Annotated in this window: 17 protein-coding genes and 2 tRNA genes; 5 read left to right on the top strand and 14 right to left on the bottom strand. The window is 69.6% G+C overall.

All coding sequences use genetic code 11. The annotated features are described in order from the left end of the window. Positions 1–42: 42 nt before the first annotated feature. Positions 43–4881, bottom strand: a complete 4839-nt coding sequence (locus ACWDVB_RS25155) for a PAS domain-containing protein (protein ID WP_451517087.1) — start codon at positions 4879–4881, stop codon at positions 43–45. Between the two features lie 217 nt (positions 4882–5098). Continuing rightward, on the bottom strand, positions 5099–5554 hold the full coding sequence (locus ACWDVB_RS25150; protein WP_451517088.1) for an SSI family serine proteinase inhibitor: 456 nt from the start codon (positions 5552–5554) through the stop codon (positions 5099–5101). 241 nt (positions 5555–5795) lie between these two features. On the opposite strand from ACWDVB_RS25150, the gene ACWDVB_RS25145 reads away from it, so the two are divergent. Both ACWDVB_RS25145 and ACWDVB_RS25140 read left to right on the top strand, forming a co-directional pair. After that, positions 5796–5886: transfer RNA gene (locus ACWDVB_RS25145), tRNA-Ser, on the top strand. 253 nt (positions 5887–6139) lie between these two features. Then, positions 6140–6212, top strand: a tRNA-Arg gene (locus ACWDVB_RS25140). Positions 6213–6288: 76 nt separating this feature from the next. On the opposite strand, the gene ACWDVB_RS25135 is transcribed toward ACWDVB_RS25140, so the two are convergent. The 12 genes from ACWDVB_RS25135 to ACWDVB_RS25080 all read right to left on the bottom strand — a co-directional run bounded on the left by ACWDVB_RS25135 (position 6289) and on the right by ACWDVB_RS25080 (position 13000). Then, the gene (locus ACWDVB_RS25135) at positions 6289–7515 is read right to left on the bottom strand and encodes a site-specific integrase (RefSeq protein WP_451517089.1); all 1227 of its coding nucleotides are present in this window, start codon (positions 7513–7515) and stop codon (positions 6289–6291) included. Further along, a complete protein-coding gene (locus tag ACWDVB_RS25130; protein WP_451517090.1) occupies positions 7512–7718 on the bottom strand; it encodes a helix-turn-helix domain-containing protein in 207 nt (68 codons plus the stop codon). Before ACWDVB_RS25130 ends, ACWDVB_RS25135 begins: the two co-directional genes overlap by 4 nt. Beyond that, positions 7715–9106: a replication initiator protein RepSA gene (repSA, locus tag ACWDVB_RS25125; RefSeq protein WP_451517091.1), complete on the bottom strand. Its 1392-nt coding sequence runs from the start codon at positions 9104–9106 to the stop codon at positions 7715–7717. The genes ACWDVB_RS25130 and repSA overlap by 4 nt, the downstream gene beginning before the upstream one ends. Continuing rightward, positions 9103–9297 carry a hypothetical protein gene (locus ACWDVB_RS25120; protein ID WP_451517092.1) on the bottom strand — a complete coding sequence of 65 codons (195 nt, stop codon included), beginning with the start codon at positions 9295–9297 and terminating at the stop codon, positions 9103–9105. Before ACWDVB_RS25120 ends, repSA begins: the two co-directional genes overlap by 4 nt. 91 nt (positions 9298–9388) lie before the next feature. Continuing rightward, on the bottom strand, positions 9389–9727 hold the full coding sequence (locus ACWDVB_RS25115) for a SpdD-like protein (protein WP_451517093.1): 339 nt from the start codon (positions 9725–9727) through the stop codon (positions 9389–9391). 14 nt (positions 9728–9741) lie between these two features. Further along, entirely contained in the window at positions 9742–9903 is a 162-nt protein-coding gene (locus ACWDVB_RS25110) for a hypothetical protein (RefSeq protein ID WP_451517094.1), read from the bottom strand. Positions 9904–9922: 19 nt separating this feature from the next. Continuing rightward, positions 9923–10114 carry a mobile element transfer protein gene (locus ACWDVB_RS25105; protein ID WP_451517095.1) on the bottom strand — a complete coding sequence of 64 codons (192 nt, stop codon included), beginning with the start codon at positions 10112–10114 and terminating at the stop codon, positions 9923–9925. A gap of 19 nt (positions 10115–10133) precedes the next feature. Continuing rightward, complete coding sequence (locus tag ACWDVB_RS25100; protein WP_451517096.1) at positions 10134–10766, bottom strand: DUF2637 domain-containing protein; 633 nt, start codon at positions 10764–10766, stop codon at positions 10134–10136. Positions 10767–10841: 75 nt separating this feature from the next. Beyond that, positions 10842–11021, bottom strand: coding sequence for a hypothetical protein (locus ACWDVB_RS25095; RefSeq protein ID WP_451517097.1), 180 nt, complete (start codon positions 11019–11021; stop codon positions 10842–10844). Positions 11022–11023: 2 nt separating this feature from the next. Beyond that, positions 11024–11221 (bottom strand): hypothetical protein, encoded by a 198-nt coding sequence (locus ACWDVB_RS25090; protein ID WP_451517098.1) that lies wholly within the window; start codon positions 11219–11221, stop codon positions 11024–11026. An 82-nt stretch (positions 11222–11303) separates the two neighbouring features. Beyond that, a complete protein-coding gene (locus ACWDVB_RS25085; protein WP_451517099.1) occupies positions 11304–12641 on the bottom strand; it encodes an FtsK/SpoIIIE domain-containing protein in 1338 nt (445 codons plus the stop codon). Positions 12642–12643: 2 nt separating this feature from the next. Next, the gene (locus tag ACWDVB_RS25080; protein ID WP_451517100.1) at positions 12644–13000 is read right to left on the bottom strand and encodes an SCO3933 family regulatory protein; all 357 of its coding nucleotides are present in this window, start codon (positions 12998–13000) and stop codon (positions 12644–12646) included. Between the two features lie 149 nt (positions 13001–13149). On the opposite strand from ACWDVB_RS25080, the gene ACWDVB_RS25075 reads away from it, so the two are divergent. The 3 genes from ACWDVB_RS25075 (at position 13150) to ACWDVB_RS25065 (ending at position 15472) form a co-directional block, all read left to right on the top strand. Next, positions 13150–13518: a winged helix-turn-helix domain-containing protein gene (locus ACWDVB_RS25075; RefSeq protein ID WP_451517101.1), complete on the top strand. Its 369-nt coding sequence runs from the start codon at positions 13150–13152 to the stop codon at positions 13516–13518. Positions 13519–13752: 234 nt separating this feature from the next. After that, the gene (locus ACWDVB_RS25070) at positions 13753–14967 is read left to right on the top strand and encodes a helix-turn-helix domain-containing protein (protein WP_451517102.1); all 1215 of its coding nucleotides are present in this window, start codon (positions 13753–13755) and stop codon (positions 14965–14967) included. Positions 14968–14986: 19 nt separating this feature from the next. After that, positions 14987–15472 (top strand): NUDIX domain-containing protein, encoded by a 486-nt coding sequence (locus ACWDVB_RS25065; protein ID WP_451517103.1) that lies wholly within the window; start codon positions 14987–14989, stop codon positions 15470–15472. Positions 15473–15850: the final 378 nt, after the last annotated feature.

The raw sequence follows: 15850 nt of genomic DNA, 5'->3' as shown, positions 1-15850 counted from the left end.
CACAGCACGTATCGGTGCACCTATGAGTTGGTACCGATCTTCTTAGCTGGTACCGATCTTCGCCAGCAGGTCCACGATGCGGCTCTGCACGTCGGTGCTCGTGGAGCGCTCCGCGAGGAACAGGACCGTCTCGCCGGCCGCGAGGCGCGGCAGTTCCGTCTCGTCGACGGCGGCGGTGTAGACGACCAACGGGGTGCGGTTCAACTGCCCGTTCGCGCGCAGCCAGTCGACGATTCCGGCCCTGCGGCGGCGCACCTGGAGCAGGTCCATCACCACGAGGTTCGGCCGCATCTGCGCCGCCAGCGTCACCGCGTCCGCGTCGCTCGCGGCCCGCGCGACCTGCATGCCGCGCCGTTCCAGCGTCGCGGTCAGGGCGAGCGCGATCTCCTCGTGCTCCTCGATGAGCAGGACGCGTGGCGGATGCTGCTCGCTGTCGCGGGGCGCGAGGGCCTTCAGGAGTACGGCGGGATCGGCGCCGTACGCCGCCTCGCGTGTCGCCTGGCCGAGGCCCGCCGTCACCAGCACGGGCACCTCGGCGGCCACGGCGGCCTGCCGCAGCGACTGCAGCGCCGTGCGCGTGATCGGTCCGGTCAGCGGGTCCACGAAGAGGGCCGCAGGGAACGCCGCGATCTGGGCGTCGACCTCCTCGCGCGAGTGCACGATCACCGGACGGTAGCCGCGGTCGCTGAGCGCCTGCTGGGTGGTGACGTCGGGCGCGGGCCACACCAGGAGGCGGCGCGGGTTGTCCAGCGGCTCGGGCGGCAGCTCGTCGTCCATCGGCTGGGGCTGGGGCCGGTTCGCGACCTCGACGGCGCCACCGGGGCCGTCCAACGGCTCCGGGCCCTCGTCCGCGTTCTTGTCCGGTGCGCCTATTGCGTACGAACGTCCGGCGCCCTCGGTCGTGGACGCGGACGCGGACCCGAGACGGGACTGGGGGTGTGCTTGGGACTGCGGGTGCGGGCGCGCCGAGTTCTCGGGACGTTCGTCGCCCGCGGGCTGGGGAGGCGTGGCCAGCCTGCGCCGACGCCCGGAGCCGCCGAGGGTCTGCGACTGCGGGGCGGCGGCCTGGGCCTGCTGTGGCTCGGGGGCGCCGTCCTGCGGCATCGGGCCCGTCGAGGCCTGGGGCGGCAGCGGGGCCTGGGGAGGCTGTGAGCGCTGTGGGGACGACTGGACTTGCTGCTGCTGCTTCTGCTGCTCGGTGAGCTGCTGGCCGAACGGTACGCCCTGCCCGAGCGTACGCACGCTGAACGCGCGTCCCTGCGTCGAGTTGGGGTCGCCGGCTGCGGCCTCCGCGGGCAGCGGCTGGGCCGCTCGCGCCCGTGCCTGCGCGGCGCGCTCGGGCGGGAGCGCGGAGCCCCCGGGGGGCGTCGGAACGCCCTGTGCGGGAGTGCCGCCGGCCGGCGTGGTGCCGTCGGGCCAGGGCTGCGGCGCGGGCAGTGGCCCAGGCAGTGGTCCGGGCTCGGCGGACTGGCGGCTCTGTTGGGCGCGAGGTGCGGCCGGGGTCCCTTGGGCGGGTGTTCCTCGGCCTGGCACTGCCGGGCCAGCCGGAGTCTGCGGGACGCCGGGGGTCTGCGGGGCCGCCGGGCCAGTCGAGGTAGCCGCGGGGCTCTCCGGAGCCGCCGGGTTGGCGGTGACCGGTCGGCGGGAGCGGCGGCGGCCTGTCGGAGCCTGAGCGGGGTGCGGCTGCGGCGGAGTGTGGTCCTCGCCCGCGTTGTGCGGGGCCGTGCCGTGCGTGGCCGAGCTGTGCGGGGCCGTGGCGTGCTGCCCGGTGTCACCCTGAGCGGCCGGGTACGTCCCTCCGGGGGTGCCCGCGTTGACGGAGCCCTGGCGTACAGCACCCTGGTTCACCACGGCATGTCCGGCCGGGCCTTGGCCTGCGGCCTCTTGATCTACGCCCGTCCGGCCGAGGCCACCCGGGCTGACAACGCCCTGCCCGGCAGCGCCCGGCCCGGCGACGCGCCGGCCGACACCGGCCTGGCTTGCGGTCCCCTGGCGTACGCCCGTCTGGTTTACGCCTGTCTGGTTTACGCCTGTCTGGTTTACGCCTGTCTGGTCTACGCCCGTCTGTTCTACGCTCGTTTGGCCCACGCCACCTGGGCTGACGACACCTTGACCGGCAGTGCCCGGCCCGGCGACGGCATGACTGCCCCCACCTCCTTGGCCTGCGGCTCCCTGGCCCGCGCCACCGGGGCTGACGACACCCTGCCCCGCAGCTCCCGTCCCCGCGACGCCCCTGTTCACAATGCCCCGGTCCACAACACCCCGGTCCACGGCCACCGCACGCTGATTCACCACGGCATGGCCCACTGTGCTCTCGGCTTCCGGGGCAGCGGTCTCCTGGTCCGGCGTGCCGCCAGGCGTGCCGCGGTCGGCCATGGCCGGGGGCAGCGCGAAGACGCGTCCGCTGTTCGCCTCTTCGGCGGCGGCTCGCTCCTTGGCCGCGGCCAGCGCGCGTCGCGCTCGCCGTCCCGTGGGCCGTGCGGCGTCGCCATGGGCGGCCTCCACCGCAGCGAGTTCAGTGCCCCCCGTGGCGAGCTCCGTGCCCGGCATGGCGCCGGACGTCTCCGACGGCCCCGAAGCCAGCGCGGGCAGCGCGTGCTGCTCACCGGCCCGCCGTGCGCGACGCCCCGTCCCGTCCGCGGGCACCGGTACGCCCTGCGGGGGCACCGTCTGGCCCAACGCTGCGGACCCGGCCGCGTGTTCGGCCGCCGTCACCACGGCGCCCTCGGCGGCACTCGGCCGCCCGCGCCGCCGCCCGGTACCGCCCGAAGCGCCACCCGAGGTGACCCCGGGAGCGCCACCGACCGTCTCCGAAGAGCCCGCCTCCGCCTTGGAGCCACCACCCAAGGTGTCCAGGGTGTCCACGCTGCCGGGAGCCGCAGCAGCAGCCGCCGTCGCCTCCGTAGCCGCCGTCGCCTCCGTAGCGCGCCGTCCCCTGCGTCGTCCCGTGCCGGTCGGCGCGGGGGGCGCCCCGGTCTCCGTACCACCGGAGGAGTCCGTGGCCCCCGGAACACCGCTCTCCAGGAAGGAGTCCACAGAGGGACGCCGAGCCCGTCGACGTCCGCCGCCCATGGTGGCCGACGCCTGCTCGGGCACCATGACGGAACCACCCGCAGCGGGGGCCGCGGCCGCCCGCGAAACGGCCCTCTCCGTAGAGCCCGCTCCCGGACCGCGGCTCTCCGTAGAGCCTGCCCCGATAGAGCCCGCCCCGATCGGTACTTCAAGAACGTACGCACTGCCGCTCATGCCCGGCACCTCATGCGTCTGGAGCACACCTCCATGCGCCCGCACGATGCCCCGCACGATCGGTTCGTGCACCGGGTCCCCGCCGGCGTAGGGCCCGCGCACCTCGATGCGGATGACCTCGCCGCGCTGTGCCGCGGCCACCACGATGGTCGAGTCGACGTAACCCCCCGCCGCGCCGACACCGGCGCCGGCGCCCGCGCGCGTGTTGCCCGTCGCGTCGATCCCCGCCACGTCCGCGACGAGATGAGCCACCGCCGTGGCGAGCCGCTCCGCGTCGACCACGACCTCGATCGGCGGCGCGTGCACCGCGAACTGGGCCCGCCCGGGCCCGATCAGCTCGACCGCGCCCTCCACGCCCGTGGCGACGACCGCGTCGAGCGGGACCGTCGTGAGGGACAGCTGTTCGTCGCCCGCGTCGAGCCGCTGGAAGCCGAGGACGTTGTCGACGAGCGTCGTCATCCGGGCGTACCCGGCGGACAGGTGGTGAAGGACCTGGTTGGCCTCGGGCCACAACTGGCCCGCGTCGTCCGCGGCGAGCGCGGCCAGCTCGCGGCGCAACTCGTCGAGGGGCCCGCGCAGGGACGAGCCGAGGACGGCGAGCAGCTGCTCGTGCCGCGTCGCCAGCGCGTCGTAACGCGCCTTCTCGCGCTCGGCCAGCTCTTCGAAGCGGTCCTTCTCGCGCTCGGCGAGTGCCGCGTACCGCTCCTGTTCGGCGGCTAGTTCCTCGGCGCGCTGCTCCTCGGCGGCCTTGATCTCCTCGGCGCGCTGCTCGGCGACGGCGCGGAGCTCCTCCGCGTGCCGCGCGAGGGCGGCCTCGTGCTTCTCGGCCAGCTCGTCGTAGGGCCTGCGGTCGGTGAACGTCATCACCGCGCCGACCAATTGGTCCCCGTCACGCACCGGTGACGTCGTCAGGTCGACCGGCACCTTGGCGCCACTCTTGGACCACAGGACCTGGCCGCGCACCCGGTGCTTGCGCCCGGAGCGGAGTGTGTCGGCGAGCGGCGACTCTTCGTAGGGGAAGGGTTCGCCGTCGGCGCGCGAGTGGAGGACCAGCGGGTGCAGTTCCTGCCCGCCGAGGTCGCTCGCCCGGAAGCCCAGTATCTGCGCGGCGGCCGGGTTGACGAGTACGACCCGTCCGTCGGTGTCCGTACCGACGACGCCCTCGGCCGCGGCCCGCAGGATCATCTCGGTCTGCCGCTGGGAGCGCGCGAGTTCGGCCTCGGTGTCCACGGTGCCCGAAAGGTCCCGTACGACGAGCATCAGCAGTTCGTCGCCGGTGTAGCCGTGGTTGTCGTACGCGTGCCTGCCGTCCTCCAGCGGGGAGCTGGTGACCTCGACGGGGAACTCGGTGCCGTCCGTGCGCCGCGCGGTCATGCGCGTGGGTTTGGTCCGCCCGCGCTCGTCGATGGTGTCCGGGCGCCGCATGGACCCGGGAATGAGCCGGGAGTCGAACTCCGGCAGGAGATCGAGCAGACCACGCCCGACCAGTGCGGTGCCCGGTGTCTCGAACGCCTCCAGCGCGATCGCGTTGGCGTTCACGACGGTGCCGTTGGCGTTGACCAGCACCAGCGCGTCCGGGAGCGCGTCGAGTATGGCTGCGAGGCGAGCAGCGCCTCGGGATGGCCTGCTGCTCACGACGACGCTTCCTCCCTGGTTACCGCTGCTTGCCGACTCGCTCAGACCATCTTGCCCCTCGGCCCGTGGCGTGTCACGGGAGGGAGTCTACGGGGAGTGGTTACCCGCGCGACGCCGGATGAGAGGGAGGTCGCACGCAGAAGATGTGAGTTTTCAGTACCGCCTGGTCACGGGCGGGTGGAGGCCACCGCATAGGAGACGGCGGCCCCACCGGTCATCACGAGGTGCGGGGAAGCACCGGAGCGAGGCGGTCCCAGCGCGAGATCTCGCAGCCGTCGCCGCGGGTGTACGTCGCGTCGACGGGCCGTCCCTGCCAGGTCCCCTTGATGTGCGCGGTGGCGGGACCGCCGTACTGCCGCGTGCACATCGCGCCGGCCGGCACGGGAGCGAAGGGGTCGGTCCCGTAGACCGTCACCTCGTCGAGGCGCGCGCACGCGGCCTTCGCGGCCGGGTGCGTGCCGCCCGTGGGGTGGCACCTCAGTTCGTACGTTCCCTCGCCGTCGCCTCCCGAGTCGGTCACGGTGATCGTGAGCCGGTCGGTCGGGGCTTCGGCGGGCGTGACGGCCGGCGTGACGGCTGGCGGGACGGTGTGCGTGTCAGCGTGCGCGGTGAGGGGCGCGGCGGAGAGCGCGGCGGCGGAGGCGGCGGCGGTGAGGATGAGGCGGCGCAGCATGTGGGCTCCACGGGATCGGCGGTAGCGGCGATAGCGGCGGTATGGGGGGACCCATACGGGGCGGACCCACGGGTGGATCCACAGCCTTTAACGCTGTCCGCGGCGTGACGTTGCGGGGGCGGGGCAACGCTTTGCTCTGGGGGCCGCGGGACTAGTACCGTGGAGGACGCGATTGGTGGCACGCCGCCCGGCTGTGTCATCATCTGCACGCACCCCCGCGCTCGCGCAGGGTGTGAAAGCTGGAGGCGTCGCCTAGTCCGGTCTATGGCGCCGCACTGCTAATGCGGTTTGGGCCTTCAAGCCCATCGAGGGTTCAAATCCCTCCGCCTCCGCGCTGTGAGCCCGAAGCCCTGGTCGTCCTCGACCGGGGCTTCGGTCGTTCTGGGGGCGGCCAGGGGGCGGGGTCAGGTCTGGATCAGACCTGGGTCAGGCCCGGGGTTGAGGTCGGCCGACCGGCGGTCCGGAGCGCGTTTGCCCAGCTCAGAGCAGGTATGGGAAACGGATTTCGCCTCACGGCGCAGGTCATGTAATGTTGTTCTCGCAACGCCGACGGGGCAGAAAAAACCCCAGAAGCGCAAGGCACAAGCACTCGTAGCTTAACGGATAGAGCATCTGACTACGGATCAGAAGGTTGCAGGTTCGAATCCTGCCGAGTGCACACAGGTAAGAGGCCCCCGGAGATCATCCGGGGGCCTCTTGCGTTACCCATACAGCAGCGAAGTACCGCAACCGCGTTAACCGCTGCCGTCCATCGCGCCGGACAGTTGATCGAGTGCCGAGCGCACCTCTTCCTCGCTCGCCTCCGCGTAGACCTCCATCGTCATAGCGATCTGTGAGTGCCGAAGGATGCGTTGCGCCACCTTCGGGTGCACCTTCAGGGCGACCAGGAGCGAGCTGCATGTGTGCCGGGTGTTCCGCAGCGGGATCACACGCAGACCGGCGCGGCGAGCCCGGAGCGCGAACATCCGGGTCATGTTGCCCGGTTCGATCGGGGTGCCGTACTTCGTCGTGAAGATCAGGCCGTGACCGTCCTGCCAAGCGTCGCCAGCGGCGCGGCGGTCCCCTTCCTGCTGGGCGCGGCGCATCCGGAGAGCCTTCAGGCACAGCGCGGGCAGGGGCAGGAAGTCGTCCGAGTCCTCCGTCTTGGTCTCACGGTGCAGGATCTGGCGCCCGGCGCGCTGGATTTGGTGGTCGACGTACAGCTCACCGTTCTCGAAGTCGACGGACTTCCATGTCAGGCCCAAGACCTCACCGCGGCGCAGGCCGAGGCAGAGCACCAGCATCCATGCGGCGAACAAGTGATCATCCCGTGCCGCAGCGTCGGTGAGGAACTGACCGGCTTCCGCGACGGACCACGGCTTGATGCGGCGGCGGCGCGGCTTGGGCACCTTCACCAGGGAGGCGACGTTCTTACTGATCTCTTCCTCGGATACCGCGTGCGTCAGGGCCGCCCTCAGGGCGTCGCGGGAAGCCTGGATAACCCGACGGGACGGGTAGGCCTCGCAGCACTCCCCGACCGCGCAGCACTTACGGCGAGCCGGGGCCCGCTTAGCGTCCTTGCCCTGAGCGCAGCACTGACAGACGGTGGCCAGCTTGGTCAGCCACTCCCGCACGTCCCGGACGGTCAACCGGTCCAGTCGCTTCGCCCCAAGGTAGGGAGCGATGTAGAGGCGTACGCAGCCCTCGTACGAGACGTAGGAGAGCGGGGCGAGGTTCGGCTTAACGATCGAGTCGAGCCAGTAGGTCAGGAAGGCGGACACGGTGCGGTGCCGAGTGGAGACAGGCCCCCTCTTGGCTTCCGCGTGGAGGTTCAACCACTTCTCATGAACCTCTTCGCGTGTCTTGCCGTATGCGTACTTCCGGGCCCGCTTGCCATCAGGCTTGGTCACCCAGACGTAGGCGGCGAAGCCGTTCTTGTACGGATAGATCGAACCCTCACCGTTGCCGCGCTTGCCGCTCATGCCATCACTCCTTCGGCCTCGCGGGCACGGCGTTCGACGTATTCGTCTACGTAGCGGGGGAGGATGCGGCGGTTGCGGCCGTCCTTGATGGAACGGATCTCGCCGGTCAACACAAGCATCTTCGTCTTGGAGAGGCCGTAGCCGAGCATCTTGGCGACCTCTGCCGTGGTGTGCCACTTCCGCTGTATTACTGCCGTGGTCATGCTGCGGCTCCTTCCGAGGCGCGTTGGTCGTGCAGTGCTTCGCGTGCGGTGTCGCGGTTGTGCTGGAGATCCCGGGCGATGGTGGCGGCGAGGGCGGATTCGCCGGGGGTGTGGCCGTGTCCGGCGTACTGCCAGTCGGCGAGGACGAGGACGGTGTCCGGTTCGCGGTCGTCGAGGCCGAGGGCTTGGCGTTCTTGGGTGGCGCGGTAGTCGGCGCGTGCCTGTCGGAGTTCGCCCAGGGTGGTGGAGTAGCGGCGGGACTTTGAGGAGAAGTGGCCGCGGAAGCCGAGCATGTGGGCCCAGGCCCAGAGGCGGCGGTCCGGGTAGAGGGGATCAAGCAGCCTGCACGCTTCGATCAGGCGGCGGGCATGGTCCGGGACGCCGTGGTGGTCGAGTTCGGCGAGTTCGCCGATGCGGCGGTCCAGGGTGCCGGTGTTCTCCGCGGCTTTGGTGGCGTACTTGGCGACGTAGGAGGCCACGGCCTGCTCCGTGATGTCGGAGCCGTTCCCGAAGGCCTTGACCGGGCGTACGTCGAGTTGTCGGCCCCATCGGAAGGTGCGCGCGGGTTGGTCGTCGGCGGCGGGCACGGAGATTGAGGTGTACGGGTGTGTGGCGGCGGCATGGATGGCGTCGGTGAGCAGGGCGACGCTGGCCCATGACGGGGGTGGGGTGTCGGGTCCGTCGGGTCCGTCGAGGCGGATCACGGCATGGAAGTGGATAGCGCCGCGTTTTTGGAACTCTGCGACCTTGCCGTAGGAGAGGCGAGCGCACTCCTTCAGGTCGCGTTGGGTGAGTCCGGCCCGGGCAGCGATCTCACGGCGCAGGCGCGTGGTGAAGCGCATCCACAGGTTGCCCGCATGGTTGTTGAAGAGGACCGCGCCCGTGTAGTCGTAGGTGGCCGGGTCCAGGGCAGTGCCGAGGGCGGGGTCGTCGGTGGGGTGGCGGGTGCCGCAGCGGCAGGTGCCGCGGTCGGGCCGGTTGTGGACGGGGCCGAAGGAGGGGGCGGTGAGGGTGGCGAAGACGCGGGGGTGGTCGCGGACGGTGGCGGGGATGTCGCGGCGGTCGTCTCCGGCGAGTCCGGCTCGGATGAGGTGGTAGGTGTCCCCGGCGTAGGTGAAGGCGCAGGAGGGACAGCGGGAGGCACGGCGGTTGCCGCAGGCGAGACGGAGCCGCCCGCCGGGCTCTGCGTCGGTGGAGTAGTGGTGCAGGGTTTCGCCGGTCGTCTTGTCCTTGGCCAGCGTCCAGCCGGTGAGGTGGATCGGGTCGGAGCAGCCGCCGGTGCGGCGGATCTGGTCTTGCCAGCGGTCGAAGTCTTCGGCCGAAGCCACCCTCAGCAGATCGCCAAGGGTGATCGGGTCTAGTTTCTCCAGGGCGGTGGTGGCGGTCATGCCGCGGCCTCCCGGTCCAGGACGCGGACGGGGCGGATGCGAGCGGTGCCGGTGCCGCGGCACGCCGTGCAGTGGGCGGTGACCGTGTGCAGGTGGCCGTGCCGGTCACGTCCACCACAGGTGATGGCGACGGTGGCGAAGCCGTCGCAGGCCGGGCAGATCCGCGGCGCGGGGCGGGTGCGGTCGGTCATGATGGAGGTTCCTTCCGGTTGCGAGATCGGGTAGGGGCACGGCTCCCGGGCGGCGGATGCTTGGCGGTATCGAGGCCGCCCGGGGGCCGTGTCAGCGGCTCTTGCGGTCGGGGGTGAGCAGGGAGCGGATCACCAGGGCGCACACGGCGAGCGAGGCGGCGGTGATGGCGACCGCCAGGAGCAGGGAGACCAGCACCGCGCCGACGACCAGGACGACCGCGGTACCGGCGCCGACGAGGGCGAGGGCGCTGCCGGGGGTGATCTGCACGGTCGGGCGGGAGGACACCGCGACCGGGTCCGGGGCGGGGGTCTGGTTGCGGCAGAAGCACGCGGTGGGGGCGTGTCGGTGGTCGGGCAGTGCCGCGGTGGTGATGACCGGGATGATCTCGCCGGTCGGGGTCGGGTTGATCGGGATGCGGGGCTCGAACATGGGCTGGTCTCCTTTCACTTGGTGGTGGTGGCGGTGTCGATGGCGGGGGCAAGGAGGCTGTCGGCCAGGAGGTAGCCGCCCAGCAGCAGGACGATCACGAGCCACCAGGGCGGGCGGACGAGCTTGATGCCGACCAGGCCCAGGCAGGCGATGAAGAACCACAGCGGAACAGACATGAGGCTGTCTCCTTTGGGGTCAGCGGACGCGGCAGCGGTGGCCCTGGGCAGCGACCATGGCGGCGGCGGAGTTCTCGTATTCGGCCGACCAGCCGCAGTCCTCGGTGGCGCAGGCGGCGACGTAGGCGATGTGGCCGCGCTTGCCGTGCGCGGTGCCGACGGTGACGTTGCCGACGCGGCGCAGTTCGCGGAAGATCCGGTAGAGGCCCATGAGTGGTGCTCCTTTCAGGTCAGGTGAGTTGGGCGGCGATGGCGTCGGCCATGGGAGCCGGGACGCCGAGGCGGGCACGCAGGGTGTCGGTGTCGATCCGGGTGCCGGTACGGATCTGGTGGTCGTCGGCGACCTTGCGGGCGTGGTCGACCAGCGCGGCCGGGACCGGCGGCGCAGGGGCGATGGCGGGCAGGATCGGGGCCTTCTCGGCAGCGGGGGCCGGGACAGGTTCCGGCTCCGGGGCGGGGTCGGGTTGGGGTACAGGCGGAACCGGCACCCGGTCCTCAGCAGCAGGCGGCGAGTGCGCGAGGAACGTGCCGCCAAGGAATGCGAGCGCAGGCCATCCGGCGACCGTGAAGCGCAGCCAGGCGGGCGGGTGTCCCAGGTCGAGGAATCCGGCGGTGGCGACGTTGGCGCCCAGCGAGGCAACCAGGGCGATCAAAAACCAGCACCAGGCGAGGCGGGATGAGCCGTCATGGCGCAGACGTCGCCACGCGGCCACCAGGAGCAGATCCACGGAGATGGGGTAGGCCCATGCCTTCCAGCCGGTCTGTCCGGCCGCGGCTGCCAGGTCGTGCAGGTGGGCGAAGGACAGCGCACCAGCAATCACGGCTTGGATCAGTACGGCATCCGGGCGGATCGAGCGGGCCATGTCTTCACCTCCTTCGCGGGATTGGAGCCGGGACGGGGCGGGGATGCGTGTCCGGCCGCCCCGTCCCGGCGGTGATCAGTTGGTGGGGGCTTCGCCGCTGCCCCAGCACGTGAGGCACAGGGCGGCCTGTTGATCGGCGGTCGCGCGTCCCTTGCGGGCGCCGACGCGGACGGTTTCGGTGATCTCGCCCTTGCCCTTGCAGTCCGGGCACTTGGGCGGTATCGGCTTACGGGCGGTGGTCCTCTTGGCAGCCACGGTCACCACTCCTGGTCGGGGTAGTGGGGGCCCTCCGTGGGGTCATAGCCGGGCGGCAGGAGACCGGGGGGCAGCGAAGCCGCCAAAGCGGGGCCGACCACCGCCCGGAACTCCTCATCAGCGCCGGGACGATGCACGTAGCGGATCAGGGCGGTGAGTAGCGCCAGCGTGCGGCGGAGGTCCTCCGTGTGCTCACACATGGCTCGCTCCTTCAGCTCTGGGCATGGGCGGGATAGGGACATGGCGCGAGGCGGTCACGCCGACCGGTGGAGCGGGAAGAGATCAGGCAGCTTCTACGACGGCTGCGGGCACCTTGAGATCGGCGTCAACGAGCGGCCGGAAGCGGTCCAGTTCCGGAAGATCCGGGGTGAGATGCGCGTACTTGTTGCATGCAGACACGGCCGCGCGCATCGAGGTGTGCGGGGTGCGGATGCGGTTCCACTCACCGGTGGAGTAGCCGACGATGGCCATGCCACGGCGCGTGTTGGGAATCTGCGTGGCGGCGAACACCGCATGCGGGGAAATGTCCCCGAACGTCATCTTGGCGGTCGACTCGTCGTTGACCCGGTGCACGATCCGGCCCGTGAGCTGAGCGCGGAGCATGGTGATGCCGTCACCGAGTTCGGAACCGAAGCGCTGCCCGTAGATGTCGAGGAACATGCCCGCCGCGCGGCCGAGCTGTGCCAGGCGGACCAGAGCAGTGATGATCCGGTCCCGTCGCGGATCATTGCGCTTGGTACTCATGGCGAGTTCGGCGATCTCGTCGATAGTGATCACGACGGGGACCGGGCGCAGGGTTTCGGGGAGGTCCCAGATGTTCGCGGCGATCTCCGCATCCGGAGTATCGGCGCTGATCCGCTGCTCACAGCGGATGAGTTCGTAGATGTTCTCCATCCGCCCCACGAGCGCTTGAAGGAGATCGGCGGCGTCGTCGCGGTTGTCGGCCAGCGCGGAGAAGCGGCGCGCGAACGGGCCCAGCTCGATCTTCTTGCAGTCGATACCGACCAGGGCCACCGGCTGCGAGGCGAGTTCTTTGATCACGGTGCGCTGGAAGACAGACTTGCCCGACTGCGTAGCGCCAGCGGTCACCGAGTGCGGCGTCTCGCGGTAGTCGCGGTAGTGCACCGAGCCGTCCTCGACCAGCGCCACCGGGATCTTCAACAGGGCGCGGTCCGTCTTGATCGGCATGTGCACGTGCTTGAGGACATCGAAGCCGGTCAGTGTGAGTTCGATGACGCCCGGCTTGATCTCCCGCGAGATGACCTGATGGACCGCGAAGGAGTGCCGTAACCGGTCGGCAGCGGCCGAGAACTCGAACGCATCCTGCCCCGGCCACATCCCGATCCGCAGTTTCACCCCTGTACGGGTCGGACGCAGCCACAGCAGCCGCGGCACCCTCTGACGGGGAACCTCCCGCTTGAACATCCGCGCCATGGCCAGCCGGAACCGGGACGCAGGCATCGTCAGGTGACAGGCCTCCATCACATCCGCGTATCGCAGCCGGATACGCACCACCGTGAAGACGATCCCGAAGCTCATCCAGTACCAGGCGGGGCGCCGCCACCGCAGAAGACCCGCGGCAGCGACGACCAGCAGCACGGAAGCGAACAGCCACCACATGATCAGGCAGCCTTCGGCTTCGAGACACCCGCGGCCAGCGAGGTAACCGCGACCGCGCGGAAGGAGATGCCGTGCCGCTTGCCGTTGCCGAAGTCGTTTTCCCACGGGCGGGCAGTCAGCCCGGTCAGCGCGACGAGCGTGCCCATCACCAGCTCACCAGTGACGCCCGGCTCGGGAACGGTGACGGACAGAAGCTCGACGTCGTCGTTGACGGAGAACATGACCTCAACGGTCATCAGTGTCGCGCCCGTGTCGGCGTCGGTGGCGACCTCACCGGTACGGCGGTCTTTGACTTTGGGCTGCGGAGGCTTGGCCACCATCACAGTGGCGGCGGACGTGTCGACGGGAATCTGACGCATGAGTCCTCCTAGATTTGAGCTACTTGACGTACTTGGTACGTCAACCTGTATCGAGGATGCACCTGTCCTACTTGGTGTGTCAAGTGGTTGGTCTCGACTCGTGTCGGTGCGATGTGCTGCACTTGGTACAACAACCGTGGAGAGGGGCTATGACCGAGTTCACCGGACGTGCGGCGTACTTGCAGATCGCCGACGAGTTCAAGGGCAAAATTCGAGACGGGGAACTGACCCCGGGGGACAAGCTGCCCTCAGAGTCCGAGCTGATGACTCGTCACAGCGTCTCGCGCACCGTTGCCCGGCAGGCGATCTCTCGTCTGCGTGAGGACGGATACGCGATCTCTCATCAGGGCAAAGGCAGTTTTGCCGCGATGCCCGGTGAGGGTGGCGAGACAAAGCGAAGCCCGGAGTTCGAGCAGATCACCGAGTACCTGTCGGAGGTTCGCCGGGATGTGCGCCGTCTCGCCGAGCGGATGGAGCAGCTCGAAGATCTCGTGAAGCAGCAGACGCAAGCGAAGTGATTACCGCGTCAGCGCGGCACGTCAGCGCGGCCACCTCGTCGCCAAGGCCCTTAATCTGCTTGATCAGTTCCATCTGTTCCTGCGGGGTCAGTGCCATCGTGTCCCCCTCGTCGCACGTTCGAGCTGACAGCCCCTCGGGTAGTCAGCAACGCTAGGACCGGAGCGAAACACCACCCCGGAAAAACTCTCCGGGGTCCCGTGAGGAGATGGGGAGACGCTCTTGCCATGCGAGGAATGACGACGAACCTGACGATCGGCGAACGAGTCGCTTGGTACCGCCGCCGCCGTGGCATCTCCCAAGAAGTTCTGGCCGGACTCGTCGGCCGTACGGTCGACTGGCTGAGCAAGGCCGAGAACAACCGGCTGGAGTTGGACCGGCTGTCGGTCATCAAGTCACTAGCCGACGCGCTAGACGTGACCCTTGGTGACTTGCTCGCCGAACCCACTCTCATGGACTGGACGACGGACAGCGGAACTCGAACCGTCCCCGCGCTGCGATCCGCGCTAATGAACTATCGGCAGCTCACGCCGCTCTTGGGAGTGGTGACAGAAGGAGAACCGACTCCGCTCGACGAGCTACGGGCCAACGTGGCAGAAGTGTGGGACGCCTACCAGGATTCGCGGTACGGATTCGCGACTCGCCGTCTGCCACTCCTGCTTGCCGATGTGCTGATTGCTGCCCAGGCGTACGAGGGCCAAGACCGTGAGCGGGCACACGAGTTGATGGCAATGACCTACCAGGGCGCTGCAATGGTGCTGACCAAGGTTGGCGAAACGGACCTTGCATGGATCGCGGCGGATAGGGGCCTGGCTGCGGCGCAGCAGTCAGGCAACGGGGTCGTAACGGGATCGCTCTTCCGATCAGTGGCGCACTGCCTACTGTCCAACGGTCGGTTCGACGCCGCAGTGCAGCTTGTCGGCGATGCATCCGACTACCTCCGGCCGGGGCTCAACGATGCTGGCCCCGAGTTCCTGTCGATCTACGGAACACTTTTTCTTGCCGGATCGATGGCAGCAGCCCGCGCGGAAGATCGGGCCAAGACCCGTGAGTTTCTTGCCGAGGCCGACCGAGCGGCGCAGCAACTCGGACGCGACGCCAACCACGTATGGACGGCATTCGGGCCGACCAACGTCGCGATTCACCGTGTGGCTACGTCGGCGGAACTCGGAGACATGCAAGTCGCCGTCGACCTTGGGCCGCAGATCGATACGAGTGCTTTGCCGACCGAGCGACGAACGCGGCACAACCTCGAAGTAGCCCGCGCCCTCAGCGCACACAACCGGGTCGACGACGCCCTGTCAAAGATTCTCGAAGCGGAGGGGTGGGCGCCGGAGCAGGTGCGGAACCACTACCTTGCGCGAGAGCTTGTGCTCACCTGGGTGCGGAACCAGCGCGGTCGACCGAGCCGCCCCATGGCAGAGCTGGCCAACCGGCTCCATGTCGTCTGACATAGGTACGCTCGGCTACATGGCCTTGAACGAACACGAAGCGAAGATGGCGCATCCGCGAATGGCCGCGGGTGCGCTCTTCTTTGATGCCGCGGGGCGAGTCCTCATGGTTGAGCCCACGTACAAGGACTACTGGGACATCCCCGGCGGGTACGTCGAGACGGGTGAGTCACCCCTTCAAGCAGCCGTCCGAGAGGTGCGAGAAGAGCTAGGGATCACTACTTCTCTGGGGCGTTTGCTAGCCGTCGATTGGGCGCCCAGCGAAACCGAGGGGGACAAGGTCCTGTACCTCTTCGATGGCGGTCAGCTACCGCCGGAGAGTCTTGCAGGAGTGGCCTTGCAGGTGGAGGAGATCAAAGGGCTTGAGTTCCTATCGCCCCGAGAGATCAAGGAACGGACGATCCCGAGGCTAGGCCGACGGATCTTGGCAGCCATTGAAGCCCGATCAGGGGCCGCACCGATCTACCTCGAACATGGACAGCAGCCCAAGGGCGTGAGCGCGTAGTCCTACCCGAGAGCCATAGCCCTGAGACGCCGCGCGGTAGAACTTTCCCTACTTCATCAAGGCTCGCTGCGCTCGCGGCCGCTCGTGTCAGCCGCGAGCGCCACCCATCCCCTGCCCGGGGCTTCGGCCTTTGGTGACGCGGGTGAGCCCGCCGCGTACCGCCGCCGCGATCCGGCCTTGGAGGGGGAAGACCTCAAAAGCCGTAGGACCACAAGCGCACGCACGGCACACACACCCCATCAAGGCCACCAGACCCGAGCCGCCCCCGAAGGGGATCAACCCAAGGACCGAGGGCCGCACACAGCGCGGCGGGGGGGGGGGGGGGGCGCCCCCCCCCCCCCCCCCCGCCCCGAAAGGACCCCCGCCCGCGGGGGCGCC

It is taken from the genome of Streptomyces sp. NPDC003379, assembly GCF_053589195.1.
Note: the sequence above shows the minus strand (reverse complement) of the source record. Positions and strands in the feature narration are given on the sequence as shown.

Coding starts and splice junctions, on each gene's coding strand:
- ACWDVB_RS25120 (WP_451517092.1), bottom strand. CDS start 9,297: ATGACCGACCGCACCCGCCCCGCGCCGCGGATCTGCCCGGCCTGCGAC.
- ACWDVB_RS25115 (WP_451517093.1), bottom strand. CDS start 9,727: ATGTTCGAGCCCCGCATCCCGATCAACCCGACCCCGACCGGCGAGATC.
- ACWDVB_RS25065 (WP_451517103.1), top strand. CDS start 14,987: ATGGCCTTGAACGAACACGAAGCGAAGATGGCGCATCCGCGAATGGCC.
- ACWDVB_RS25135 (WP_451517089.1), bottom strand. CDS start 7,515: ATGAGCGGCAAGCGCGGCAACGGTGAGGGTTCGATCTATCCGTACAAG.
- ACWDVB_RS25100 (WP_451517096.1), bottom strand. CDS start 10,766: ATGGCCCGCTCGATCCGCCCGGATGCCGTACTGATCCAAGCCGTGATT.
- ACWDVB_RS25080 (WP_451517100.1), bottom strand. CDS start 13,000: ATGCGTCAGATTCCCGTCGACACGTCCGCCGCCACTGTGATGGTGGCC.
- ACWDVB_RS25090 (WP_451517098.1), bottom strand. CDS start 11,221: ATGTGTGAGCACACGGAGGACCTCCGCCGCACGCTGGCGCTACTCACC.
- ACWDVB_RS25070 (WP_451517102.1), top strand. CDS start 13,753: ATGACGACGAACCTGACGATCGGCGAACGAGTCGCTTGGTACCGCCGC.
- ACWDVB_RS25110 (WP_451517094.1), bottom strand. CDS start 9,903: ATGTCTGTTCCGCTGTGGTTCTTCATCGCCTGCCTGGGCCTGGTCGGC.
- ACWDVB_RS25150 (WP_451517088.1), bottom strand. CDS start 5,554: ATGCTGCGCCGCCTCATCCTCACCGCCGCCGCCTCCGCCGCCGCGCTC.
- ACWDVB_RS25130 (WP_451517090.1), bottom strand. CDS start 7,718: ATGACCACGGCAGTAATACAGCGGAAGTGGCACACCACGGCAGAGGTC.
- ACWDVB_RS25085 (WP_451517099.1), bottom strand. CDS start 12,641: ATGTGGTGGCTGTTCGCTTCCGTGCTGCTGGTCGTCGCTGCCGCGGGT.
- repSA (WP_451517091.1), bottom strand. CDS start 9,106: ATGACCGCCACCACCGCCCTGGAGAAACTAGACCCGATCACCCTTGGC.
- ACWDVB_RS25075 (WP_451517101.1), top strand. CDS start 13,150: ATGACCGAGTTCACCGGACGTGCGGCGTACTTGCAGATCGCCGACGAG.
- ACWDVB_RS25105 (WP_451517095.1), bottom strand. CDS start 10,114: ATGGGCCTCTACCGGATCTTCCGCGAACTGCGCCGCGTCGGCAACGTC.